The following is a 24,781-nucleotide window of genomic DNA, read 5'->3' as shown; positions in this document are numbered from 1 at the left end:
GAAAAGATGCTGAAAATCGACAACTTGCACGTGAAACTTGAAGAAGAGGACAAACAGATCCTGAAGGGTCTGTCGCTGGAGATTCCGGCCGGTCAGGTTCACGCGATCATGGGTCCGAACGGGTCGGGCAAATCCACGCTGTCCTATGTCCTGTCGGGCCGCGACGGCTATGAAGTGACCGAAGGCTCGGCCACGTTGGACGGCGAAAGCCTGCTGGACATGGAACCCGAGGAACGCGCAAGCGCCGGCCTGTTCCTGGCCTTCCAGTATCCGGTGGAAATTCCGGGTGTCGGCAACATGACCTTCCTGCGCACCGCCGTGAACGCGCAGCGCAAGGCGCGTGGCGAGGCCGAGCTGTCCTCGGGCGATTTCCTGAAGCTGGTTCGCGCCAAGGCGGCCGAACTGCAGATCAGCCCCGAGATGCTGAAGCGTCCGGTCAATGTCGGCTTCTCGGGTGGCGAGAAGAAGCGCAACGAGATCCTGCAGATGGCCATGCTGGAACCGCGCATGTGCATCATGGACGAAACCGACTCGGGCCTAGACGTGGACGCGATGCGGCTGGTCAGCGACGGCGTCAACGCGCTGCGTTCGCCCGACCGCAGCTTCCTGGTCATCACCCATTATCAGCGCCTGCTGAACCATATCCAGCCGGACGTGGTGCATATCATGGCGAACGGCCGGATCGTGAAATCGGGCGGGCCGGAACTGGCCTTGCAGGTCGAACAGGAAGGCTATGGCGATCTTCTGGCGGAGGTCGGCTGATGGCGGACACCGCAGTCCAGGCGAAGGACCACACCCCGACGGTCGAAGGCGCGCCCAAACCCGCCGGTGCGCTTGACGCGCGGCTTGCGGCCCTGACCCTGCCGCAGGGCGGCTTTGCCGCTGCTGCGCGCCGCGATGCCTTGACGCGCCTGCAGGACATGGGGCTTCCCGGTCCGCGCGACGAATACTGGCGCTATACGGACCCGCGTCCCTTCAACGCGCCGCAAGCGGCGGCGATTGCCGTGCCTGACGGTCAGGAAACCCCGCTGTTCGACACGCTGGACAAGCTGACGCTGGTCTTTGTCGACGGCCGGTTCGACGAGGCCGCATCCGATGACCTGGCCCTGGACGGGGTCGAGATCCTGACGCTTGCAAAGGCTGACGGGGCGGAATGGGCGGCCGAACTTTATGGCAAGCTGGAGGCTGCGGGCCAGCATCCCGTCCGCCGTCCCTTTGCGACGTTGAACACTGCCGCCGCCCCCGACGGGCTGCTGATCCGCGTCACCGGAAAGCCGTCGAAGCCGATCCATGTCGTGCATCGCCGTGCGTCGGATGGGGCGGACGCCATGTGGCACCACCTGATCCGGGTCGAGCCGGGTGCGGAACTGACCCTGCTGGAAACCGGCATGTCGGGCGCCCGGTCGAACAGCGTGATCGAGGTCGATCTGGCCGAAGGCGCCGCGTTCCACCATGTCGCGTCCAAGCGCGCGATCGAGGCGAAGGTGGGCATCGGCCATATCTTCGCGCGCGTTGCCGCAAGGGCGCAGTTCAAGTCCTTCACCTTGGCGGTGAACGGCACGATGATGCGCAACGAGGCGGTGATCGACATCGCGGGCGACGATGCGGTGGCCCATATCGCGGCGGCCGTTCTGGGCGACGGGGGCAAGGCGCCCTTCCATCAGGACGACACCGTCTTCATCACCCACGGGGCAGAACGCTGCGAAAGCCGCCAGGTCTTCAAGAAGGTGCTGAAAAACGGGGCCGAGGGCGTGTTCCAGGGCAAGATACTGGTCAAGCCCGGCGCGCAGAAGACCGACGGCTACCAGATCAGCCAGGCGCTGCTGCTGGACGAACGCAGCCAGTTCCTGGCCAAGCCCGAGCTGGAGATCTACGCCGACGACGTGAAATGTTCGCATGGTTCGACCACCGGCGCGATCGACGACGAGGCGTTGTTCTATCTGCGGTCCCGCGGGGTGCCGCGTGAACGGGCCATCGTCTTCCTGGTCCTGTCCTTCCTGGCCGACGCCCTGGCCGAGGTCGAGGACGAGGCGATCCGCGATTGCATCTATGAACGGCTCGACGTGTGGCTGACCCTCAACGCGGTTCAGTAGGGGCCGCGCCGCGGGGCATCGTTCCCCGGGTGCTGCAAAGCTGGGTGGCCCCGCGCCGGGTGGTGCGGGGTCTTTCCGACATGCCGGAAGGGTCCAAGCTGGGCGTGCTGATGTCGGCGATGCTGATCTTCCTGATCGCCCAGGCCCCCGGTCATGCGCGGCTGGCCCAGCTTGACCCGGCGGTGCCGTTCCAGGCCCGGATGGGCGGGGCGTTGCTGGCTGTGATGTTCATGATGCCGATCCTGGCCTATGGCCTGGCGGCGCTGGCATCGCTTTTGTCCCGTCTGACACCCTGGCGGCTTACCCCCGAGGATTCCCGGTTGGCGCTGTTCTGGGCCTTGCTGGCGGTTGCGCCCGCGATGCTGCTGGCAGGCTTGGTGGCCGGGCTTGTGGGACAGGGGTCCGCCCTTGCCTTGGTCCAGGCGGTTTCCGGGCTGGGTTTCCTGATGATCTGGGGTGCCGGTATCGCGGCGCTGGCGAGGCGAAAATGACGTTCGATGACTTCAAGGCCCTGGTCGGCTTGTCGTTCCGCGATCCGCAGGCGGCGGCGCGCGACCTGATGGCGCAGGGCTGGCCGATCCAGGCGCGGTGGATGGCGCTTCTGGCAGCTGTTTCGGTCTCGGCGCTGCTGGCCTCGCTGGCCGCCGCGTTGTTCAGCGCCCCCGGGCCAGAGGGCGACCGGGTTGTCGTCCTCAGCCAGCAGCCGATGGTGCTGGCCGTGATGCAGATGGGGGCCATCGTGCTGGCGGCAGGGCTGATGTCGGGCGTGGGCCGCATGTTCGGCGGCGGCGGCCGGTTCGAGGATGCCCTGCTTCTGACCGTCTGGATCGAGGTGCTGCTGCTGATCGTGCAGGCCGCGCAAGTGGTCCTGTCGCTGATCCTGCCGGGCGTGGCGGGCATCTTCGGGCTGCTGGCGATCGCGCTGTTCCTGTGGCTGACCGTGCAGTTCACCAAGGCGCTGCACGGCTTTCACAGCACGCCCAAGGTGGTCCTGGGGATGATCGGAACCGTATTCGTGGCGGGTTTCGTTCTGTCCCTGCTTGCCGCCGCCCTAGGAATCATGCCGGAGATGCCGCAATGAGCTTCGATATCGACAAGGTCCGTGCCGACTTCCCGATCCTGTCGCGGCAGGTGAACAACCGCCCGCTGGTCTATCTGGACAGCGGCGCAAGCGCCCAAAAGCCGCGCCAGGTGATCGACGCGATCACCCGCACCTATGAAGGCGAATATGCCAACGTCCATCGGGGCCTGCATTTCCTGTCGAACTTGGCCACCGACAACTATGAACGCGTCCGCGCCATCATCGCCCGCTTCCTGAACGCCCCGCACGAGGATGAGGTGATCTTTACCAGCGGTTCGACCGAGGGGATCAACCTGGTCAGCTATGGCTGGGCCGCGCCGCGCCTGCAGGCGGGGGACGAGATCGTGCTGTCCGTCCTGGAACACCACGCCAATATCGTCCCTTGGCATTTCCTGCGCGAGCGGCAGGGGGTGGTGCTGAAATGGGTCGAACCCGAAGCCGACGGCAGCCTGCCGCCCGAAAAGGTGCTGGCCGCAGTGGGCCCGAAGACCAGGCTGATCGCGGTCACGCATATGTCGAACGTCACCGGCACGATCGTCGATGTCGGCGCCATCGCGCGGGGGACGGACGTTCCCGTGCTGGTCGACGGCTCGCAGGCAGCGGTGCATTTGCCGGTCGATCTGGTCGCACTTGGCGTCGATTTCTACTGCATCACCGGCCACAAGCTTTACGGCCCCTCGGGTTCCGGCGCGATGTGGATCCGCCGCGACCGCCAGGCCGAGATGCGCCCCTTCCTGGGCGGCGGCGACATGATCCGCACCGTCACCCGCGATGCCGTCGACTATGCCGACCCGCCCCTGCGGTTCGAGGCGGGAACCCCTGGCATCGTCAACCAGATCGGCTTGGGTGCTGCCCTTGAATACATGATGGACCTGGGGATGGAGAATATCGCGGCCCATGAGCGGGGCTTGCGCGATTACGCCCGCGACCGTCTGCGCAGCCTGAACTGGCTGCAGGTCCAGGGTGACGCGCCGGACAAGGGCGCGATCTTTTCCATGACCATGCAGGGCGCCCACGCGCATGACCTGTCCACCATCCTGGACAAGCGCGGCATCGCCGTCCGGGCCGGCAGCCATTGCGCCATGCCGCTGATGGAGTTCTTCGGCATCACTGCAAGCGCCCGGGCGTCCTTCGCCATGTACAACACCAGGCAGGATGTGGATGCCTTGGTCGAAGGATTGACCTTCTGCCGAGAGCTTTTCGCCTGAATCTTGCAAAGTTCGGCCGTGTCGCCGAAGATCGTCTTGTCGCTGGGCCTATTGTCTGCATCCCTGATCCAAAGTCGTCGTTCAGGGGATGGATATGGCAGAGATTTTGGTTCTGGGTGCAGGCATGGTCGGCGTCACCTCCGGGCTGGCGCTTCAGGCGCGGGGGCATCAGGTCACGATCATCGAACGCGGCGTGCCGGGCCGGGAAACCAGCTATGGCAATGCCGGCCTGATCCAGACCGAGGCGGTGGAACCCTATGCAATGCCGCTGGCACCCGCCGCGCTGATCCAGATCGCCCTGGGCATGGGCTATGACGTCAAGTGGAACATTCCGGGCCTGCTGTCGCAACTGGGTGCGGTCTGGAACTATGCCGTCAACTCCCTTCCCGCCGGCCACCGCCGGGCCACGCTGACCTGGGGCAAACTGATCCGCCAGTCCACCGATCGCCACGCGCCGCTGGTCCAGGCGGCGGGCGCTGACAACATCATCCGCCGCGACGGTTACATCGAGGTGCATCGCACCTCCGCCCGCATGGACAAGGCACGGGTCACGGCCAAGCGCTTCATGGAGGAATTCGGGGTCGAGGCCAAGCTGATGGACGGCAAGGCGCTGCGCGCGCTCGAACCCGCCATCAAGATCGAGGTCGAGGGCGCGACCCACTGGGCCGATGCCTGGACCTGCTCCGATCCCGGCGGGTTGGTCGCGGCCTATGCAGCGCTGTTCGAAAGGCAGGGCGGGCGGATCGTCAACGCCGACGCGGGCGACCTGCAGCGCGCGGGCAGCGGCTGGCGGGTGGGGGATGAAACCGCCGAACACGCAGTCGTCGCGCTTGGCCCCTGGTCGCCGATGCTGCTGCAACGCTTCGGCCTGACAGTCCCGATGGTCTTCAAGCGCGGCTACCATCGTCACTACCGGATGGAGACTCCGCCGAACCACCCGATCGCGGACTTCGGCAACTCGGTCGTGCTGTCGCCGATGCGGCGCGGGTTGCGCATCGCCACCGCCGCCGAACTGACCAGCCACCCGCGCCTGTCGCCCCCGCAACTGAAGCACGGCGAAAAGGCCGCGCGCGAATTGTTCGACATCGGCAGCCCGGTCGAGGCCGAGCCCTGGACCGGCCGCCGCCCCTGCATTCCCGACATGCTGCCGGTGATCGGCAGGGTGCCGGACCAGCCAAACCTCTGGGCGCATTTCGGCCACGGGCACCAGGGCTTCACTCTGGGTCCGGTGACATCAGAAATCCTGGCCGAGGAAATGGACGGCGGGCAGGGTTGGGCTGAAATGCGACCGGCCCGGTTCAAGCGGTGATGCCCCTTCTTCTGACCCGAGGTTGACTTTCCTAGGAACCACCACACCTTACTGGTTTTGCCGCATGAAGGGTGCCTGATGGGCCATAACAATACCAACGCGCCGGTCGCGCGTCCGATCGAAGTCACCCGCCCCAAGCTGGAAGGCGGGCGGCGCTTTGTGATGAAAAGCGAATTCCAACCGGCGGGCGACCAGCCTACCGCGATCGTCGAACTGACCCAGGGCGTGCAGGCGGGGGAACGCGACCAGGTGCTGCTGGGGGCCACCGGCACCGGCAAGACCTTCACCATGGCGAAGGTGATCGAGGCGACGCAGCGCCCGGCGATCATCCTGGCGCCCAACAAGACCCTGGCGGCCCAGCTTTACGGCGAATTCAAGGGTTTCTTCCCCGACAACGCGGTGGAATACTTCGTCAGCTACTATGACTATTACCAGCCCGAGGCATATGTCGCGCGGTCGGATACCTATATCGAGAAGGAATCCCAGATCAACGAGGCCATCGACCGGATGCGCCATTCGGCCACCCGGGCGCTGCTGGAACGCGACGACGTGATCATCGTGGCCTCGGTCAGCTGCATCTACGGCATCGGCTCGGTCGAGACCTATTCGGCCATGACCCAGGACATGATCGTGGGCGACAGCTATGACCAGCGGGAATTCATCGCCCAACTTGTCGCCCAGCAGTATCGGCGGCTGGACGCGGCCTTTCAGCGGGGCGGTTTCCGCGTCAAGGGCGACGTGGTCGAAGTCTGGCCCGCGCATCTTGACGATCGTGCCTGGCGCTTCGACTTCTTCGGAAACGAGCTTGAGGCGATCACCGAATTCGATCCCCTCACCGGGCAGAAGACCGACAACTTCCGCCAGATCCGCATCTATGCGAACAGCCATTACGTCACGCCGCGCCCGACGCTGCAGCAGGCGATCAAGGGGATCAAGGCGGAACTTCAGGGTCGGTTGAAGCAGCTTGTCGATGAAGGCAAGCTGCTGGAAGCGCAGCGGCTGGAACAGCGCACCAACTTCGACATCGAGATGCTGGAGGCCACCGGCGTCTGCAACGGCATCGAGAACTATTCCCGCTACCTGACCGGCCGCGCGCCGGGCGAGCCGCCCCCCACGCTGTTCGAGTTCATCCCCGACAATGCCATCGTCTTCGCCGACGAATCCCACGTATCGGTGCCGCAGATCGGCGGCATGTATCGCGGCGACTTCCGACGCAAGTTCACGCTGGCCGAACACGGCTTCCGCCTGCCAAGCTGCATGGACAACCGCCCGCTGAAGTTCGAGGAATGGGACGCGATGCGCCCGCAGTCGGTCTTCGTCAGCGCCACCCCTGCCCAGTGGGAGATGGACCAGACCGGCGGCGTCTTCACCGAACAGATCATCCGCCCCACCGGCCTTCTGGACCCGCAGATCGAGATCCGCCCGGTCGAGATGCAGGTGGACGACCTGCTGGACGAGATTCGCAAGGTCAGCGCGGCGGGCCTGCGCACGCTGGTCACCACCCTGACCAAGCGCATGGCCGAGGATCTGACGGAATACTTCCACGAACAGGGCATCCGCATCCGCTACATGCACAGCGACATCGACACGATCGAGCGGATCGAGATCCTGCGCGACCTGCGCCTTGGCGCCTTTGACGTGCTGGTGGGCATCAACCTGTTGCGCGAAGGCCTGGACATTCCCGAATGCGGGCTGGTCGCGATCCTGGATGCGGACAAGGAAGGCTTCCTGCGGTCCGAAACCTCGCTGATCCAGACCATCGGCCGCGCCGCGCGCAATGCCGAAGGACGCGTGATCATGTATGCCGACCACATCACCGGCAGCATGGAACGCGCGATGGCCGAAACCGAACGCCGCCGGCAGAAGCAGATGGCCTATAACGAGGCCCATGGCATCACGCCGCAGACCGTCCGCAAGAATGTCGAGGATGTGCTGGCGGGCCTGTGGCAGGGCGACACCGACCAGTCGCGCATCACCGCCAAGGTGGACCGCCCGATGGTCGGCGGAAACCTTCAGGTGCATCTCGACGCGCTGCGCACCCAGATGCGCAAGGCCGCCGAGAACCTCGAGTTCGAGGAAGCCGCCCGCCTGCGCGACGAGGTGAAGCGGCTGGAAGCGGTCGAGCTTGCCGTTTCGGACGATCCCCTGGCGCGCCAGTCCGTGATCGAGGAAGCGGCCGAGGAGGCCGTGAAGGCCTCGGGTCGGTCCACGGCGGGCAGGGCGGGGCAGCGCGGCGGCAACAAGCGGTCCAAGCGGCGGCGTTAAGCCAGCGCCGCGCCGATCTTGCGGGCCAACTGGTCGAAGCTGAAGGGCTTGGCCAGGAAGTTGCCCCCTGCCTTGATCCGCTCGTCCGCCTCGGACGAACTGCCGGTATAGCCGCTGGTGAAGACGACCCGCAGATCGCTGCGGACGGTGCGCGCCTGCTCGACCAGTTGCGGGCCAGTCATCTGCGGCATCACCACATCGGTGAACAACAGCGCGATGTCTGGCCGCTGTCCCAGGATATCCAGGGCCAGCGGGCCAGACGCGGCCTCCAGCACGGTATAGCCCAGGTCGCGCAGCGAGGCGACGGTGAAGGCACGGACCCGGTCCTCGTCCTCGACGACCAGGATCACGTCCTTTGCCCGTCCCATCGGCACGTCCGCCGCCAGGTCGCCCTGCTTTTCAGCCGCATGGTCCTGGCTGCGCGGCAGGTAGAGATCGACCGTGGTTCCTTCCCCCAATTGCGAAGTCATCGCGACATAGCCGCCCGACTGGCGGATGAAGCCGTAAACCTGGCTGAGGCCAAGGCCCGTGCCGCGTCCGGTGGGCTTGGTCGTGAAGAAGGGGTCGAAGGCCTTGGCCAGGACCTCGGGCGTCATTCCCGCGCCGGTGTCCTGCACCCGGATGCGGACATAGGCCCCCGCCTCTACCCCCAGGGGCCGCGACGTGGTCTGGCCCAGGTCCAGATTGGTCGTCTCCAGCATGACCCGTCCCCCGTCCGGCATCGCGTCGCGGGCATTCACGGCCAGGTTGATGATCGCGTTCTCCAACTGGTTGGGGTCGGCCTTGGTCGGCCAAAGACCGGGTTCCAGCCGGTTTTCCAGAACGATCGTTTCCCCAAGCGATCGGGCCAGCATGTCCGACAAACCCGTCAGCAGGGCATTTGCATCGATCACGACCGGTTCCAGCGGCTGCTGGCGCGAGAAGGCAAGCAATCGCTGCGTCAAGGCGGCAGCGCGATTGGCGCCTTCCAGGGCGCCCTCGATGAACTGGCCCACGTCACTGTTTCCGCGCGATAGCTGGCGCTGCGTCAGGTTCAGCCCGCTGATGACCACGGCAAGCATGTTGTTGAAGTCATGCGCGATGCCGCCCGTCAACTGGCCGACCGCCTCCATCTTCTGCAACTGGCGAAGCTGGCGTTCGGCAGCCTCGCGGCGCTCGAACTCTTCGCGCAGCACGATCTCGCGCTGCTCGAGGGCTGCCTCTTGTTCGGCGATCCTGCGGTTCAGCCTTTGCAGCGCCTCGGCCCTTTCGATGGCAAGCCAGGTCTGCTGGACGATCTCCTTTGCAAGGGCGATCTCGGGTTCGGTCCAGGCACGGACATCGGCCTGGTGCAGATAGATGCCAGCCGCCCAGGTCCCTTCGGTCAGCAAAGGCACGCAGATGCCTGCCAGAACCCCTTCGTCGGCATAGGGCGCCAGGTCACCCTTGCTGTCCGTCCGGCTGTCCCCGAAGACGAGCGCCCGCCCTGCGCGACGTTCGGTGTCGGCAAAGGCGCCATAATGGTATGTCGCCTGCATTCCCATCAGGGGCGGCAGCCTGCCGTCGGACCAGGACGCTTCGTGGCAGATGTTCTGGGGGCCTGTCAGGCGATAGAAGCCGACCCGGTTCACACCAAGCCGCTTGCCCAGGGCTTCGGACGACGCGCGCAGGATTTCCTGCGGATCTGACTGAAGGCGCTGACGTCCGATCTGATCCAGGACGAATTCGCGTTCTTCCTTCGCGACCCGCAACTGGGCTTCCGCTTCTTTCAGGCGGGTGATGTCATAGGTGATGCCCGGAAGGCGTGCGCATTTGCCATCGGGGCCGGGGATGCAGCGCCCCTGGGCGGAAATCCAGCGGATCGTTCCATCGTCGTGCAGCAGACGGTATTCAGCGGTGAACGGCCCGACCGACTGGACGGCCTCGGCGATCCTGGCTTGCACATGGGCGCGATCCTCGGGGTGAATGCCTTTGAGAAACTCCTCGACCGCGGCGCCTTGGGCGGCAAGTTGGGGATCCACGCCGAACATGGTTGCGAAACGGGAATCGACGGTGACGCGGTTCGTTTCCACGTCCCAATCCCAGATGCCCACGCTGTTGCCTGCCGACATGGCCAGTTCAAGCCGCTGCGCCACCTCTGCCCGCGCGCGTTCGGCAAGGACGCGGTCCGTCGTCTCGCCCGTGACGCACAGCAGGCCCGCGATGCGGCCCGAAGCGTCGATTGCCGGTGAATAGGTGAAGGTCCAATAGCTTTCCTCGGGCAGGCCCGCGCGGCCAAGGTCCAGCCGCATGTCGACGACCTTCTGGCTTTCGCCGCGCAAACAGCCCTCGACCAGAGGAGAGATGTCGTCCCAGATGCTTGCCCACAGGTCGCGGAAGGGTCTGCCGATCGCATTCGGGGCGCGATAGCCCAGGATCGGGATATAGGCATCGTTGTAGAACGAGATGAGGTCCGCCCCCCAGGCCAGATACATGGGCGTCGGGCAGGCCAGGATGGTGGACAGGATCGCCCGCAGGTCGGCGGGCCAGGCCTTGACCGGGCCCAAGCCCGTTGCGGACCAGTCCCGTGCCGCGATCTCGCGCGCCACACGACTGTCATAGGCGGACAGCCAGTCAGCCGGGGGCGTTTCGATATTCATCTGGTCTTCCTGATCGCGCGACGCAGCAGAATCACCCCGCTGGCGGGGCTTCCTGTCCTGTTCGAGGGATATTCGCGGCAGTTCCACCCGGCCGCAACCCCCTGGGCGACCGACCTGCCTTCCTTCCGTGGCCTGAGGGCCAAACCGCTCCGCCCCTTTGCCCGATCATGCCGCTGCACGAACCGACATGGACAATGCAGCGCAATGGCGGGGAACCCGGCAGGCCGGGTTCCCCCTTGTCGTTCGGTCACTGCCAGCTTTTCACCAGCTCGTCATAGCTGATGGTCTCGGGCTGGGGATCCTCGTTCTCCAGCTTCAGCTGAGGGGCAATGCCGCCACGCTCCTTGGCGAAGTTGTTCCACCATTCCAGGTCATGCTCCTCGGCCATCTTGGGGCCGATGTCGCCCTGCACGCCCGCGCGTTCCAGGCGTTCGAGCACCTTTTCCTGTTCCGCGCACAGGCTGTCCATGGCTTCCTGCGCGGTCTTTGCGCCGGAGGCGGCATCGCCGATCGCCTGCCACCACAGTTGCGCCAGCTTAGGATAATCCGGCACGTTGGTGCCCGTGGGCGACCACTGCAGGCGGGCGGGGCTGCGATAGAACTCGATCAAGCCGCCCAGCTTGGGCGCGCGGTCGGTGAAGGACTGGTGGTCCAGCGTGGACTGGCGGATGAAGGTCAGGCCGACATGGCTTTTCTTCACGTCCACCGTCTTCGAGGTCACGAACTGCGCGTAAAGCCATGCCGCCTTGGCGCGGTCGTCCGGCGTCGATTTCAGCAGCGTCCAGGACCCGGCGTCCTGATAGCCCAGCTTCATCCCGTCCTGCCAATAGGCGCCGTGCGGCGAGGGGGCAAATCGCCATTTCGGCGTGCCGTCCTCGTTCACCACCGGCAAGCCTTCCTTGACGAAATCAGCGGTGAAGGCGGTATAGGTGAACATCTGCTGGGCGACCTCGCCCTGGCTGGGGACGGGGCCGCTTTCGCTGAATGTCATGCCCTGGGCCGCGGGGGGCGCGTATTTGGTCATCCAGTCCAGGTATTTCTGGATCGCATAGACCGAGGCAGGGCCGTTGGTGTCCCCGCCGCGCGCGACGCAGCTACCGACGGGGCGGCTGTTCTCATCCACCCGGATGCCCCATTCGTCCACCGGCAGGCCGTTCGGGATGCCCTTGTCGCCGTTCCCGGCCATCGACAGCCAGGCATCGGTGAAGCGCCAGCCAAGCGACGGGTCCTTCTTGCCATAGTCCATGTGGCCATAGACTTGCTTGCCGTCGATCTCACGTCCCGTGAAGAACTCGGCGATGTCCTCGTAGGCCGACCATGTAACGGGCACGCCCAGGTCATAGCCGTAACGCTCGCGGAACTCGGCCTTGTTCGTCTCGTCGTCGAACCAGTCCTTGCGGAACCAGTAAAGGTTGGCGAACTGCTGGTCGGGAAGCTGGTACATGTTCCCGTCGGGCGCGGTCGTGAAGGACTTGCCGATGAAGTCGTCGATGTCGAGGTTCGGGTTCGTCACGTCCGCCCCGGCATTCGCCATCCAGTCGGTCAGGTTGCGCGCTTGCTGGTAACGCCAATGGGTGCCGATCAGGTCGCTGTCGTTGACATAGGCGTCATAGATGTTCTCGCCGGACTGCATCTGCGTTTGCAGCTTTTCCACCACGTCGCCTTCGCCGATCAGGTCATGGGTGACCCTGATGCCGGTGATGGCCGTGAAGGCGGGGGCAAGCGTCTTTGCCTCGTATTCGTGGGTCGTGATGGTTTCGGACACCACCTTGATGTCCATCCCCGCGAAGGGCTGGGCGGCGTCGATGAACCATTGCATCTCGGCCTCTTGCGCGGCGCGGTCCAGGCTGGACATGTCGCCGATCTCGGCGTCGAGGAAGGCCTTGGCCTCCTCCATCCCGGCCTGTGCGCCGGTGACCATCAGCGCAAGGCTCATGGCCGTCGTCAGGTAGAACTTCATGTCTTCTCCTCCCCAGGATGGGCCTTGGCGGCCCGTTTTCACACCCAGCGGAACACCGCCGCGGCGTAGATCAGTGACAGGATCAAGCCTCCCCAGGCGGGCATTCCTCCGAAACCCAGCCAGGCAAGGTTGATGAAGGCCGAGCCGAGCAGGCTGATGAACAGCCGGTCGCCCCGGGTCGTCCATATCCCCAGGATGCCCCTGCGAGGCGTTTCCGGGGACCGGATGGCAAGCCAGGTGAAGACCAGCAGCAGCGCCGCGATCACCCAGAAGAACAGGGCGGTCGGAAGGGTCCAGGCCATCCAGCCGCCGGGATTGAGGCTTTCGGTCCATTCCCGCACCCCGTCCTCGGACGGGACAAGCATGAACAGCCAGGCCAGCACGGCCAGCATCAGCAGGGCAGCGGCAAGGAAACCCGTGTTCAGCGAACGGCCGCGCATCACACCCTCCCCAGGGCGAAGCCCTTGGCGATATAGTTGCGGACGAACCAGATGACCAAGGCGCCGGGCAAGATGGTCAGCACCCCCGCCGCGGCCAGCACGCCCCAGTCCAGGCCAGATGCGCTGACCGTGCGGGTCATGGTCGCCGCGATGGGCTTGGCGTTCACCGAGGTCAGCGTGCGCGACAGCAGCAGTTCCACCCAGCTGAACATGAAGCAGAAGAAGGCCGCGACCCCGATGCCGCTGGCGATCAGGGGCATGAAGATGCGCGTGAAGAAGCGCGGGAAGCTGTAGCCGTCGATATAGGCGGTCTCGTCGATCTCGCGCGGGACGCCCGACATGAAGCCTTCAAGGATCCAGACGGCCAGCGGCACGTTGAACAGGCAATGCGCCAGGGCCACGGCGATATGCGTGTCGAACAGGCCCACCGCGGAATAAAGCTGGAAGAAGGGCAGGGCGAAGACCGCGGGCGGGGCCATGCGGTTCGTCAGCAGCCAGAAGAACAGGTGCTTGTCACCCAGGAAGCGATAGCGGCTGAAGGCATAGGCGGCAGGCAGGGCCACGGCCAGCGACAGCGCGGTGTTCAGCACGACATAGATCAGGCTGTTGACGTAGCCCATGTACCAGCTGGGGTCGGTCAGGATGATGCGATAATTGTTCAGCGTCGGGTTCAGCGGCCAGAGGCTGAAGGTGCCTGTGATCTCGGCATTGGTCTTCAGGCTCATGTTGACCAGCCAGTAGATCGGCACCAGCAGGAACAGAAGATACAGGGTCATGACGACAGCGGACCCTCGGGATGCGCGGGCGGTGGTCATGTGCGGTCCCTTTGCACGGTCATGACGGTATAGAAGACCCAGGAGATCAGCAGGATCACCAGGAAGTAGATCAGGCTGAAGGCCGCCGCCGGGCCCAGGTCGAACTGCCCGATCGCCATCTTCACCAGGTCGATCGACAGGAAGGTGGTCGCGTTGCCGGGACCGCCGCCGGTGACGACGAAGGGCTCGGTATAGATCATGAAGCTGTCCATGAAGCGCAGCAGCACCGCGATCAGCAGCACGCCCTGCATCTTGGGCAGCTCGATATAGCGGAAGACGCCCCAGCGGCTTGCCTGGTCGATCCGCGCGGCCTGGTAATAAGCGTCGGGGATGGATTGCAGCCCGGCATAGCACAGCAGCGCGACAAGGCTGGTCCAGTGCCAGACATCCATCACGATGATCGTGGCCCAGGCGTCCCAAGGGTCGTTCACGTAGTTGTAGTCGATCCCCAGCATCGCCAGCGTATGGCCCAGCAGCCCGATGTCCACGCGGCCGAAGACCTGCCAGATCGTGCCCACCACGTTCCACGGGATCAGCAGCGGCAGGGCCATCAGCACCAGCACCAGGCTGGCCCAGAAGCCGCGCTTGGGCATGTTCAGCGCGATGAAGATGCCCAGCGGGATCTCAATCGCCAGGATGATGGCCGAAAACAGAAGCTGCCGGCCCAGGGCTGCGCGGATGCGGTCGCTTTCCAGCACCTCCTGGAACCAGCCAAGGCCGTTCCAGAAGAACTGGTTGTTCCCGAAGGTGTCCTGGACCGAGTAGTTGACCACGGTCATCAGCGGAATCACTGCCGAAAACGCGACCAGCACCAGCACGGGCAGGACCAGGAACCAGGCGCGGTTGTTGACGGGCTTGTCCATCAGGCAGCCCTTTCCAGCGGCTCGATGCGCCAGTCGTCCACGAAGACGCCGATCCGGGCGGGGTCGAGCGTGATGCGGTCGAAGGTGGCAGGGATCGGCTCGTCCTCGGGGACGGTCAGGTTGAAGGACGCGCCCGCAACCTCGCCGCGCAGGATGCGGTGGTGGCCCACGTCCTCGGTGCGCAGAAGGCGGAAGGGCAGCCCGTCGCCGGTGGTGGGCCGGGCGGCGTCAGGGCGGATGCCTATCTGGACACGGCCCGACGGCGTCGCATAAGGCGCGGCCAGCGGGACAGAGACCCCTGCCACATGGGCCGTCGCGCCCTCGACCCGTGCCTCCAGCAGGTTCATGCCGGGCGATCCGATGAAATAGCCAACGAAGGTATGGGCCGGTGCGTCGAACAAGGATTGCGGGGTGCCCGCCTGGACGATGCGGCCTTCGGACATGACCACGACTTCGTCGGCGAAGGTCAGCGCCTCGGTCTGGTCATGGGTGACATAGATCATCGTGTGCCCGAACTCGCGGTGCAGCGCCTTCAGTTGGGTGCGCAATTCCCACTTCATCTGCGGGTCGATGACCGTCAAGGGTTCGTCGAACAGGATCGCGTTCACGTCCTGGCGGACCATGCCGCGGCCCAGGCTGATCTTCTGCTTGGCATCGGCCGTCAACCCGCGCGCGCGGCGATCCAGCGTATCGGTCATGCCGATCATGCGGGCCACCGCATCGACCCGCGCGGCGATCTGGTCGGCGGGAAGGCCGCGGTTCTTCAGCGGGAAGGCCAGGTTCTGGCGGACGGTCATCGTGTCATACACGACCGGGAACTGGAACACCTGCGCGATGTTGCGTTCGGCCGTCGGCAGGTCCGTCACGTCGCGGTCGCCGAACAGCACGCGACCCCGGCTGGGATGCAGCAGGCCCGAGATGATGTTCAGCAGCGTGGTCTTGCCGCAACCGGAACTGCCAAGCAGCGCATAGGCCCCGCCATCGCGCCATGTCAGCGACATCGGCTTCAGCGCCCAGTCGGGGTCCGCCTTGGGCGCGGCCAGGTAGCTGTGGGCAAGGTTGTCAAAGGTGATCTGCGCCATCACGCCGCCCGTGAATAAGGGGCGGCGCGGGCAAGCCTGCCGCCTTCGTCGAACAAATAGACATGCGCCGGATCCAGCCACACCGTCAGAGGCGCACCGACGGAAAGCCTGCGGACGCCCGGAACCAGCCCGACCCAGCGGTCCTGCCCGTGCAGCAGATGCAGGAAGGTCTCGGCCCCGGTGATCTCGGTCGCGCCCAACTGCGCAGACAGCGCCACGGCGCCGGGTGCGGGGTCCAGCGTCAGGTGGGGTGCGCGGAAGCCGGCGGTATAGCGGCCATCCGGCACGTCCACAGGCCAGCGGACGTCGTCCAGCACGGCCTCGCCACGGCTAACCTCAACCGTCTTGAAGTTCATGGGCGGGTCGCTGAAGACCCGCGCGGTCGTGGCGTCCTGCGGGCGGCGATACACCTGCGGCGTGGGACCGAACTGCGTGACGCGGCCTTGCCACAGCGTCGCGGTGTTGCCGCCCAGAAGCAGCGCCTCCTCGGGCTCGGTCGTTGCATAGACGAAGATCGCGCCTGATGCCTCGAAGATGCGGGGGATTTCGGCCCGCAATTCCTCGCGCAGCTTGTAGTCGAGGTTCGCCAGCGGCTCGTCCAGCAGCACAAGGCCCGCACCCTTGACCAAGGCGCGGGCCAGGGCCGTGCGCTGCTGCTGGCCGCCCGACAGTTCCAGCGGGCGGCGGTCCAGCATCGGGGTCAGGCGCATCATCGCCGCCGTTTCCCGCACGCGTCGGTCGATCTCGGCCCTTGCCACCCGCTGCAACCGCAAGGGCGAGGCGATGTTGTCATAGACCGTCATCGACGGATAGTTGATGAACTGCTGATAGACCATGGCCACGCCCCGGTCCTGCACCCGCTGGCCCGTCACGTCGCGGCCCTGCCACAGGATCTGCCCGGCCGTCGGCTGGTCCAGTCCCGCCATCAGCCGCATCAGGGTGGTCTTTCCCGACAGCGTCGGCCCCAGCAGCACGTTCATGCTGCCCGGCGCCACAGAGAGATCCGTGGGGTGGATCCATGTCTGGCCCGCGACCTCTTTCGTGACCCCCCGAAGCTCCAGCGTCATGCGGCGACCCTTTCGCGAGCCATGTAGTCCTCGATCGCGGCGACCTGTTCGGGCGTCATGCGCAGGCCCAGCTTGGACCGCCGCCACAGCACCCCCTTGGCGTCGCGGGCCCATTCGTTGCGGATCATCCACCGCAGTTCGGATTCGGTCAATGTCGCCCCGAAATCCCGCCCCAGATCGGCCGCCGTGCGCGCCCCGCCCAGGACCTGAGCGGCCTCGGTCCCATAGGCGCGGACCAGCCGCATCGCCCAGTCGGGCGTCAGGAAGGGATGGTCGCGCCGCAGCGCCTGGGCCAGCCCCTCGGCCCCGTCCACCGGAAAATCGCCGCCCGGAAGATGCGCGCCGGCGGTCCAGGCCGCGCCCGCGCCGGGCAGGTGGGGCGCAAGCTTCGCCATTGCGGCTTCGGCCAGGCGACGGTACGTAGTGATCTTGCCGCCGAAGACATGAAGGCAGGGCGCGCCCTTGTCGTCCAGCGACAGCACGTAATCCCGCGTTGCCGCCGTGGCCGAGGACGAGCCATCGTCGTAAAGCGGCCGGACCCCCGAATAGGTCCAGACCACGTCATCGGCGGTCACGGGCTTCTTGAAGTAACCCGAAACGAAGCGGCACAGATAGTCCACCTCCTCGGGCGTGCAGACGGCGCGGTCGGGCGGGCCGTCGTGGTCCACATCGGTGGTTCCGATCAGCGTGAAGTCGCGTTCATAGGGAATCGCGAAAATGATCCGGCCGTCCTGGCCCTGCAGGAAATAGGCCTTGGGGTGATCGAACAGCCGCCGCGTGACGATATGGCTGCCGCGGACCAGCCGCACCCCTTCGGTCGATGGCAGGTGCGCCACGTCGTGGATCACCCGGCCGACCCAGGGGCCGGCCGCATTGACCAGCACCTTGGCGCGGAAGTCGCGCCCGTCCGACAGGCGGACCAGCCAGCCGTCGCCCTCGCGCCGGGCCTCGGTCACTCTTGATCCCACGATGATGTCCGCCCCGCGCGCGGCCGCGTCGCGCGCATTCAGGACCACTAGCCGGGCATCGTCCACCCAGGCGTCGGAATATTCATAGGCGCGGGTCAAGCGGTCCTGAAGCGGCGCGCCCTCGGGCGCCTGGCGCAGGTCCAGGGTCGAGGTGCCGGGCAGGATTTCCCGCGCGCCCAGGTTGTCGTACAGGAACAGCCCGGCCCGGATCACCAGGTTCGGGCGATAGCCGCGGCCCCAGGGCATCAGCACCGACAGGATCCGCGATACCGGCGTCCTGCCCGCAAAGCGCATCTTCGGATCCAGCGGCAGCACGAAGCGCATCGGCCATGAAATATGGGGCATCGCGCGCAGCAGCACCTCTCGCTCGCGCAGGGATTCGCGGACAAGGCGCAGTTCGAGAAATTCGAGATAGCGCAGCCCGCCGTGAAACAGCTTGGTCGAGGCGCTGCTGGTTGCCCCGGCAAGGTCGCCCTGTTCGGCCAGCCGCACGGAAAGGCCGCGCCCTGCGGCATCACGGGCGATTCCCGTGCCGTTGATCCCGCCGCCGATGATGAACAGGTCCGTCGCTTGCGACATGGCTGCCTCACTCCCCCGTGATGAAGTCGAACATCCGCGCACGGATTCTGTCAACATGGATGTTCGTTTTCGCGCATTTTCTTTCGCTTGACACTTATGCACCACGCGTTCTTCTGGAAAGGCCACGTGCACTTCAGGGGGCAAGATCGCGATGAACATCCGGCAGATGCAGATCCTGGACGTCGTGCGCGCTTCCGGCCGGGCCAGCGTCGAGGAGCTGTCGGCCAAGCTGGAAGTGACGCCGCAGACGATCAGGCGCGATCTGGCGGAACTTGCCGACCAGGGCGTCCTTGACCGTGTCCACGGCGGCGCGATCCTGCGCAGCGGCGCCAGCAACATCGCCTATGACGAACGCCGCCGCATGAACGAGGATGCGAAAGCGGCAATAGGCCGTGCCTGCGCGGCGCAGATCCCCGACAACAGTTCGGTCATCCTCAACATCGGGACCACGACCGAGGCCGTGGCGCGGGCCCTGCTGCGCCATCGCAACCTGACGGTAGTGACGAACAACATGAACGTGGCCAACATCCTGGCCGCAAACGACAGTTGCGAGGTGCTGGTCGCCGGCGGCTTGCTGCGCCGTTCAGACGGCGGCCTTGTCGGCGACCTTACCAGCGAGTTCATGGCGAACTTCAAGACCGACTACGCCATCATCGGCTGTTCTGCCCTGGACGAGGACGGCGACATTCTCGACTTCGACCTGGCCGAGGTGCGGGTCAGCCGCGCGATCCTGCGACAGGCGCGCGAATGCTGGCTGGTCACCGATTCGGACAAGCTTCTGCGCAAGGCGCCGATACGGGTCGTCTCGGTCGCCCAGCTGGACGCCATCTTCATCGACCGCCCGCTGCCCGACAGGCTGCAGCAGGTCTGCGACCAAGGTGGAACCCGAGTGGTTGTGGCGACGGGCGAAGGCTGAGCCGCACGTTCGGGGCCATGGGCCGGATCCGGGTGTGTGGAAGCCCGCCGTGCTGGCTTCGGTTGATCTGGACCTGATTGTACGGCCTGGGCATATGGCGGAGCAGGTGGAAAGGGAACCATACTCCGCCACATTCCCAGGTATGCCTAAAAGGCCAACAAACGCTGGCTACACTGGGCTTGCGTCATTCCCACGTGTTCCGCTATTGTTCACGCCGTTCCCGTGCCGATTGGGGGAATGGATGGTGGAATAAAAGGTTGGAATTCCTGTTGCGCAAACCAGCAAAGACCCTGAATGCCCGCATGGTGCAGACCGTCACCGAGCCAGGCAAATACTTCGACGGCCACGGCCTTTATCTTCGGGTGGACAAGACTGGCGGCAAGTTCTGGATCCAGCGGATCATGATCGGCGGCAAGCGGTGCGAATTGGGCCTTGGCAGTGTTGACTTCGTGACGCTGGCAGATGCCCGCCTCGTCGCATTCGAGAACCGCAAGCTGGCGCGATCGGGCGGTGATCCGCTGGCCGAGCGCCGATCCAGCAAGGCGGTCATGACGTTCGAGGAGGCGGCGCGTGAGGTTCATCGCATCAACCTGCCTACCTGGAAGAACCCGAAGCACGGCGATCAGTTCATCAACACGCTGGCGACCTACGCTTTCCCGACAATGGGCGGGATGAGGGCGCCCGATGTCACCAGTGGCGACGTGCTGGCTGTGTTGCAGCCGATCTGGCTCAAGAAGCCCGAGACAGCAAAGCGCGTCAGGCAGCGGATTGGCACGGTGATGAAGTGGTGCATCGCCAAAGGTTGGCGCCGCGACAACCCGGTGGACGCGGTGGACAAGGGGCTGCCAAAGCAGACGGCGAAGAAGCAGAACCGCAAGTCACTGCCCTATGATCAGGTTGCCGACTGCCTCCAAACTGTGGAGGGGACTAGCGCTGGGCTATCGACCAAGCTGTGTTTTGAGTTCCTCGTGCTAACCTGCGTTCGGTCCAATGAGGCGCGTGAGGCCCGCTGGTCCGAAATCGACATGAAGGCCAGAGTCTGGGAGATCCCCGCTGAACGGATGAAGATGGACCGGCCGCATCGCATTCCTTTATCCAGCCGGGCCCTGAAGGTTCTGGAACGGGCATGGGGCTTGGACGACGATCTGGTGTTCCCCGGCACGAAGAAGGGCAAGCCGCTGTCCGATGCCACGCTTTTGAAGCTGATTCGCGAGAACGGCTTTGACGTGGACGTGCATGGCTTCCGCACCAGCTTCCGCACCTGGGCGCAGGAGAAGACCAACTTCCCGCGAGAGGTTGCAGAGGCAGCACTGGCGCACCTGTCAGGTGATGCTGTGGAACGGGCGTATGCGCGGTCTGATCTATTCGAGAAGCGCCGCAAGATGATGGACGCTTGGGCAAGATATCTGGCGCAGGACAGCGCCAAAGTCGTGAGGATTGGGTGATGTTTGCAAGTATTGGATATACATCTCTGGGCGAAGTTATCGATAAGTTTGAGCTTGATTATCTCTTCCATATCGATCGCTCGGAGGATGATCGGAGATTTAATGAAATTGATCATATGAAGCAAATTGAGACGAAATGGAGGATAGGGGAGCATTTTAGCCGTCAGCCATCTCTTTCTGTCTGCCTTCCTTCTGGTGGCGTGGTCAGGATCGCTGCAGACTTCTTGAAGGTAAGTGCGTTGATGAGAAATGAGTTCTTAGATTTCCACCCCTGTTTAAGTATGAATAATTACTACATCTCTCTAGACTTGATAAATAGACAAATTGAAATTCATGAAAGGTGGTACAGAAAGATTATTTGGGAAAAGAATGACGGCTATATTGGGAGTGATCCAAATGACCATCGTCGGGTGGTTCGGCTGAACCACATGCATCACTTGGCAAGACGCTTCCAGCCTTTAGTTGGTGGTTCTGTGCAGGTAGCTACTGTCCACGCTCCTATCGCGGTAAGCGATCTTGCCCCGGCAAGTATCGTGGCGCCTGTTACCGACGCGGAAATAATTCGAGAAATTTTGCAAATGTCGGCAGTGGGAGCGCGCCGGGACGATATTAGAAATGCCGTCTGCCCTGGTATGCCAGTTGAGGCTTGGCGGACATTGTGGAAGGAAGCTGCGAAAATAAAGCCGGAAATTTCGAAGTCTGGCCCCAAGCCAGCGCAATTCGGTTCGTAATCGAAAGGAGTTCGTGACACGAATGCCTTGCGCCACATTCCTTCATGTTCCACACCGCATGAAGGAATTGCCCCGTGCAATATGCTCAACCTGCCCAAACTCGCTATATCCGTCGCCCCGATGTCGAGGCGCTGACCGGCCTCAGCACGTCCACCATCTATAAGATGATGGGAGAGGGGCAATTTCCCCGCCCAATCCGGCTGACGAAGAAAGCTGTCGCTTGGCCGGAAGATCAGATCATCAATTGGCTGAACAGCCGGCCCGTCGCCGCATAACAAACTGCCCTGCCAAAGATGGACAGGGCAGCAGCTATTCTCAATCCACATATCCAGAATAGTTCGTCCCGTCCTCTGGCGCAAGCATAGAGGAATGATCTCTAGTGACTAAGATCAATCATATCCGCATCTATCCGGGAGCCGAGGGTGGTTTTGATATCCTCCTTCGGGTGAGAGGTGGGATAGTCAAGCAAAGCAATCATCCAGATATTGCTGCGGCAATAACTGCAGCATGGGCGCTGGAAGGCCGTAAGCCCGGCGATCCGCTCTATGTGTATGAGCGGGATTTTCCCAGTTTGGCTGCGGACTACATCACCGACAGACATAGTAGGCTCTCCAGGAACAGGGCTGCTGGAGGTTCCCAGGAATGAGAGCCATCAGCATCACCGATATCCGCATCAACGGCGGCACCCAATCACGTGCGCAGATCAGCGATGAGGTTGTCGCTGAATACGCCGAGGCCATCCGGGCGGGGTCGGAGTTCCCCCCGCTGGTCGTGTTCTATGACGGCGCCTCCTACTGGTTGGCGGACGGCTTCCATCGCTACAAGGCATTCGCCCAGATTAACGCCCATGATGTGCCGGCCGATGTCCGCCAGGGGACGCAGCGAGCCGCGATCCTGTTCAGCGTTGGCGCCAATGCTTCGCACGGCCTGCGCCGCACCAACGACGACAAGCGCCGCGCTGTCATGGTGCTGCTAAACGACCCGGAATGGTCGAAGTGGTCGGATCGTGAGATTGCGCGTCAGGCAGGGGTATCAAACCGCTACGTCAGCAACCTGCGGGCCGGAACCGTCACTGTGAACGTTCACACTGAACCTCGCACCTATACTGACCGCCACGGCAATCAGGCGACCATGAACACCGCCAATATCGGTGGTGGCGGCAAAGTGGCATCACCTCCAGTTGCCGAGCAAAACAAGGGCGAAACCGCCTTTGGCGTAGAGGTGGACTCAGGCGCCTCCTTGCTAGGCGAAGCCGAGGCTGAGCTTGAACAAGCCGAAGCTGTGGACAGTCCGGAGGTAGCAAAACAGCGGCGAGAGTTGGCGAAGCTGACGACCGAGGCCTTGATCGACGAGGTGATCGGGCTGGGCGCCGACCTTAGGGATGCCAAAGCGGAAGTGAACCGCCAAAAATCAGAGATCGATACGCTCAACGAAAAGCTGCGGGAGGCGACGGCGTCCGACCTTGGAGCGGCGGTAGGTCGGCTTCAGCGGCGACTGGATCAAGCAAACTTCGCCCGCAACGAAGCGATGAAGACCGCGAAGCGCGAGGAGTACAAGCGCAAGCAAGCCGAGAAGCGTGTCGCTGAGCTCGAAAACGCAGGCGTGGTGGTGCTAGGCCAATGAGCATCATCGAACGCATCCGCGCGCACGGCGGTGAAGTAGTGCGAGACCGGTGGCAGTTTTCCCTTAAGCCCGGACGGCTGCCTCCAGACGCGATCAACTGGCTTCGCGGACACTGGCGTGACGTCTGCCGCGAGGCATGGCCGTCCTTTGATGACTGGGAAGAAAGAGCAGCCATCCGGGAGTTCGATGGGGGGCAGCTGCGCCATCAAGCGGAAGCTTCAGCTTATGCAGAGGTGGCGAAATGATGAATTTCATACCTCCAAAGGAGCTGACTCTTCGCGGGTATCAGGCCGACGCGATTGAAGCACTTCGCTCTGGCATCAGGAGTGGCGTGACACGCCAGATCCTTTGCGCCGGGACGGGGGCTGGTAAGACAGTTTGCGCGGCTCATCTGCTGCGCGAGGCCGACCGCAAAGGCAGCTATGCGCTGTTCCTGGTGGACCGCGTGGCCTTGGTAAACCAAACCAGTCAGACGCTGGACGACTACGGCATTCGGCACGGCATCGTTCAGGGCATCAACGAGCGCTGGGCACCTTTTGAGAACGTGCAGGTGTGCTCTGTACAAACGCTCGCACGTCGGAGCCTGCCGCGCGATCCAGACCTGATCATCTACGACGAATGTCACTGTCAGTATAAGCACACCCTTGAATACATGGCTCGCTACCCACGGGCGATAAAGATCGGGCTGACAGCAACGCCTTTTGCGTCTGGCATGGGGAAGCACTGGGACGGAATGGTCAACGTCCGATCATCCCGACTGCTGATCACTGACGGGCATCTGATCGAGCCGACGATCTACGTGGCCAAGAGCCCCGATGACGCAGAACTGGGTATCAACAAACTGGGGGAATTCTCCGATCGAAGCGCATCGGACGCCGGGATCAAAATTGTTGGCGACGTTGTGGCCGAATGGATCAAGAAGACCCACGAGCATTTCGGTGGACCAGCCAAGACAATCGTATTCTCGCCTACGGTCGCCCATGGCCGTGAGCTATGCGATGCCTTTGCAGCGGCCGGCTACAACTTCCAGCAAGTCAGCTACGAAGACAAATCGGACGAAGAGCGCGCGTCGAAGATCGACGAGTTCAAGAAGCCCGACAGCCTTATCCACGGCTTGGTGTCGTGCGGCGTGCTGACCAAGGGCTTCGACGTGCCTGACACCCTGATCGGGATCAGCTGCAAGCCTTATCGCAAAAGCCTGTCCAGCCACATGCAGGAAATCGGCCGCGTCATGCGATCCCATCCTGGCAAGTCCAAAGCCCTGTGGCTGGATCACAGCGGCAACATTGAACGCTTCGCCTTGGACATGTTCGACGTCTGGGAAAATGGTGCCGGCGATCTGTCACATGCGGAGAAACGCGACACGATCGCCCGCAAGCGGGAAGCGCAGACACGTGAGCAGGTTGTGTGCCGGGAATGCGGCGGGGTCATGCGCGGACCACTGTGCATGGCATGCGGTTGGGAGCGCCCAGTCAGGTCCGGCATCGTTGCCGTAGATGGCGAAATGCGGGCGTTCGATCTCGGCAGGATGGCCATTGAAGCTCGTCCCGGGCTGCGAGCCGAGTGCCTGAAGCGCCCGCGATCTGTCTGGGATGCAGCAGTCAATTACTGCATCGAACACAGCCGGGGCCAGGACTGCGCGCACCACGGTGATCCGACCACACATTCCATGAACATCCGACCGGCCATTCCACGACCATCCGACCACCCGTTCCAGC

General features: G+C 63.9%; 23 protein-coding genes. 15 read left to right on the top strand and 8 right to left on the bottom strand.

Annotated elements, in window-relative coordinates:
* Nucleotides 1-6: 6 nt before the first annotated feature.
* The 7 genes from sufC (at nt 7) to uvrB (ending at nt 7,956) form a co-directional block, all read left to right on the top strand.
* Nucleotides 7-762 (top strand): Fe-S cluster assembly ATPase SufC, encoded by a 756-nt coding sequence (gene sufC / locus IE224_RS15455; protein ID WP_167622217.1) that lies wholly within the window; start codon nt 7-9, stop codon nt 760-762.
* Entirely contained in the window at nt 762-2,093 is a 1,332-nt protein-coding gene (locus tag IE224_RS15450; RefSeq protein WP_191311660.1) for a SufB/SufD family protein, read from the top strand. The genes sufC and IE224_RS15450 overlap by 1 nt, the downstream gene beginning before the upstream one ends.
* On the top strand, nt 2,066-2,584 hold the full coding sequence (locus IE224_RS15445; protein ID WP_191311659.1) for a hypothetical protein: 519 nt from the start codon (nt 2,066-2,068) through the stop codon (nt 2,582-2,584). The genes IE224_RS15450 and IE224_RS15445 overlap by 28 nt, the downstream gene beginning before the upstream one ends.
* Entirely contained in the window at nt 2,581-3,174 is a 594-nt protein-coding gene (locus IE224_RS15440; RefSeq protein WP_167622214.1) for a YIP1 family protein, read from the top strand. The genes IE224_RS15445 and IE224_RS15440 overlap by 4 nt, the downstream gene beginning before the upstream one ends.
* On the top strand, nt 3,171-4,382 hold the full coding sequence (locus IE224_RS15435; RefSeq protein WP_191311657.1) for a cysteine desulfurase: 1,212 nt from the start codon (nt 3,171-3,173) through the stop codon (nt 4,380-4,382). The genes IE224_RS15440 and IE224_RS15435 overlap by 4 nt, the downstream gene beginning before the upstream one ends.
* Nucleotides 4,383-4,476: 94 nt before the next feature.
* Nucleotides 4,477-5,691: an NAD(P)/FAD-dependent oxidoreductase gene (locus tag IE224_RS15430; RefSeq protein WP_191311655.1), complete on the top strand. Its 1,215-nt coding sequence runs from the start codon at nt 4,477-4,479 to the stop codon at nt 5,689-5,691.
* A 78-nt stretch (nt 5,692-5,769) separates the two neighbouring features.
* Nucleotides 5,770-7,956, top strand: a complete 2,187-nt coding sequence (gene uvrB, locus IE224_RS15425) for an excinuclease ABC subunit UvrB (protein WP_191311654.1) — start codon at nt 5,770-5,772, stop codon at nt 7,954-7,956.
* Here uvrB and IE224_RS15420 read toward each other — a convergent pair.
* The 8 genes from IE224_RS15420 to glpD all read right to left on the bottom strand — a co-directional run bounded on the left by IE224_RS15420 (nt 7,953) and on the right by glpD (nt 18,348).
* Nucleotides 7,953-10,574, bottom strand: coding sequence for an ATP-binding protein (locus IE224_RS15420; RefSeq protein WP_191311652.1), 2,622 nt, complete (start codon nt 10,572-10,574; stop codon nt 7,953-7,955). The genes uvrB and IE224_RS15420 overlap by 4 nt on opposite strands.
* Before the next feature lie 247 nt (nt 10,575-10,821).
* Entirely contained in the window at nt 10,822-12,534 is a 1,713-nt protein-coding gene (locus IE224_RS15415; RefSeq protein ID WP_191311651.1) for an ABC transporter substrate-binding protein, read from the bottom strand.
* A gap of 38 nt (nt 12,535-12,572) precedes the next feature.
* On the bottom strand, nt 12,573-12,974 hold the full coding sequence (locus IE224_RS15410) for a DUF2160 domain-containing protein (protein ID WP_191311649.1): 402 nt from the start codon (nt 12,972-12,974) through the stop codon (nt 12,573-12,575).
* On the bottom strand, nt 12,974-13,789 hold the full coding sequence (locus tag IE224_RS15405) for a carbohydrate ABC transporter permease (RefSeq protein WP_191311647.1): 816 nt from the start codon (nt 13,787-13,789) through the stop codon (nt 12,974-12,976). Before IE224_RS15405 ends, IE224_RS15410 begins: the two co-directional genes overlap by 1 nt.
* On the bottom strand, nt 13,786-14,652 hold the full coding sequence (locus IE224_RS15400; protein WP_191311646.1) for a carbohydrate ABC transporter permease: 867 nt from the start codon (nt 14,650-14,652) through the stop codon (nt 13,786-13,788). The genes IE224_RS15405 and IE224_RS15400 overlap by 4 nt, the downstream gene beginning before the upstream one ends.
* The gene (locus tag IE224_RS15395; RefSeq protein ID WP_167622205.1) at nt 14,652-15,734 is read right to left on the bottom strand and encodes an ABC transporter ATP-binding protein; all 1,083 of its coding nucleotides are present in this window, start codon (nt 15,732-15,734) and stop codon (nt 14,652-14,654) included. The genes IE224_RS15400 and IE224_RS15395 overlap by 1 nt, the downstream gene beginning before the upstream one ends.
* Nucleotides 15,734-16,801, bottom strand: a complete 1,068-nt coding sequence (locus IE224_RS15390) for an ABC transporter ATP-binding protein (RefSeq protein WP_191311644.1) — start codon at nt 16,799-16,801, stop codon at nt 15,734-15,736. The genes IE224_RS15395 and IE224_RS15390 overlap by 1 nt, the downstream gene beginning before the upstream one ends.
* Nucleotides 16,798-18,348 (bottom strand): glycerol-3-phosphate dehydrogenase, encoded by a 1,551-nt coding sequence (gene glpD / locus IE224_RS15385; RefSeq protein ID WP_191311643.1) that lies wholly within the window; start codon nt 18,346-18,348, stop codon nt 16,798-16,800. The genes IE224_RS15390 and glpD overlap by 4 nt, the downstream gene beginning before the upstream one ends.
* A 145-nt stretch (nt 18,349-18,493) precedes the next feature.
* Here glpD and IE224_RS15380 point away from each other — a divergent pair, with 145 nt between their 5' ends.
* The 8 genes from IE224_RS15380 to IE224_RS15345 form a co-directional block, all read left to right on the top strand.
* Nucleotides 18,494-19,264: a DeoR/GlpR family DNA-binding transcription regulator gene (locus IE224_RS15380; RefSeq protein WP_167623435.1), complete on the top strand. Its 771-nt coding sequence runs from the start codon at nt 18,494-18,496 to the stop codon at nt 19,262-19,264.
* A 257-nt stretch (nt 19,265-19,521) separates the two neighbouring features.
* Nucleotides 19,522-20,709 (top strand): tyrosine-type recombinase/integrase, encoded by a 1,188-nt coding sequence (locus IE224_RS15375; RefSeq protein ID WP_229849407.1) that lies wholly within the window; start codon nt 19,522-19,524, stop codon nt 20,707-20,709.
* The gene (locus tag IE224_RS15370) at nt 20,709-21,440 is read left to right on the top strand and encodes a hypothetical protein (protein ID WP_191311641.1); all 732 of its coding nucleotides are present in this window, start codon (nt 20,709-20,711) and stop codon (nt 21,438-21,440) included. The genes IE224_RS15375 and IE224_RS15370 overlap by 1 nt, the downstream gene beginning before the upstream one ends.
* 74 nt (nt 21,441-21,514) lie before the next feature.
* Nucleotides 21,515-21,715: a helix-turn-helix transcriptional regulator gene (locus IE224_RS15365; RefSeq protein WP_191311639.1), complete on the top strand. Its 201-nt coding sequence runs from the start codon at nt 21,515-21,517 to the stop codon at nt 21,713-21,715.
* A gap of 104 nt (nt 21,716-21,819) precedes the next feature.
* Nucleotides 21,820-22,086 carry a hypothetical protein gene (locus IE224_RS15360; RefSeq protein ID WP_191311638.1) on the top strand — a complete coding sequence of 89 codons (267 nt, stop codon included), beginning with the start codon at nt 21,820-21,822 and terminating at the stop codon, nt 22,084-22,086.
* Nucleotides 22,083-23,063, top strand: a complete 981-nt coding sequence (locus IE224_RS15355; protein WP_191311636.1) for a ParB N-terminal domain-containing protein — start codon at nt 22,083-22,085, stop codon at nt 23,061-23,063. The genes IE224_RS15360 and IE224_RS15355 overlap by 4 nt, the downstream gene beginning before the upstream one ends.
* Nucleotides 23,060-23,308: a hypothetical protein gene (locus tag IE224_RS15350; RefSeq protein WP_191311635.1), complete on the top strand. Its 249-nt coding sequence runs from the start codon at nt 23,060-23,062 to the stop codon at nt 23,306-23,308. Before IE224_RS15355 ends, IE224_RS15350 begins: the two co-directional genes overlap by 4 nt.
* Nucleotides 23,305-24,781, top strand: a 1,477-nt coding sequence (locus tag IE224_RS15345) for a DEAD/DEAH box helicase (RefSeq protein WP_191311633.1), incomplete at its 3' end; no start/stop codon positions are given. The genes IE224_RS15350 and IE224_RS15345, both read left to right, overlap by 4 nt.

The sequence above is a fragment of the Paracoccus aerius genome (assembly GCF_014656455.1).
Lineage (GTDB): Bacteria > Pseudomonadota > Alphaproteobacteria > Rhodobacterales > Rhodobacteraceae > Paracoccus > Paracoccus aerius.
This window is presented reverse-complemented; position numbering and strand designations above follow the sequence as displayed.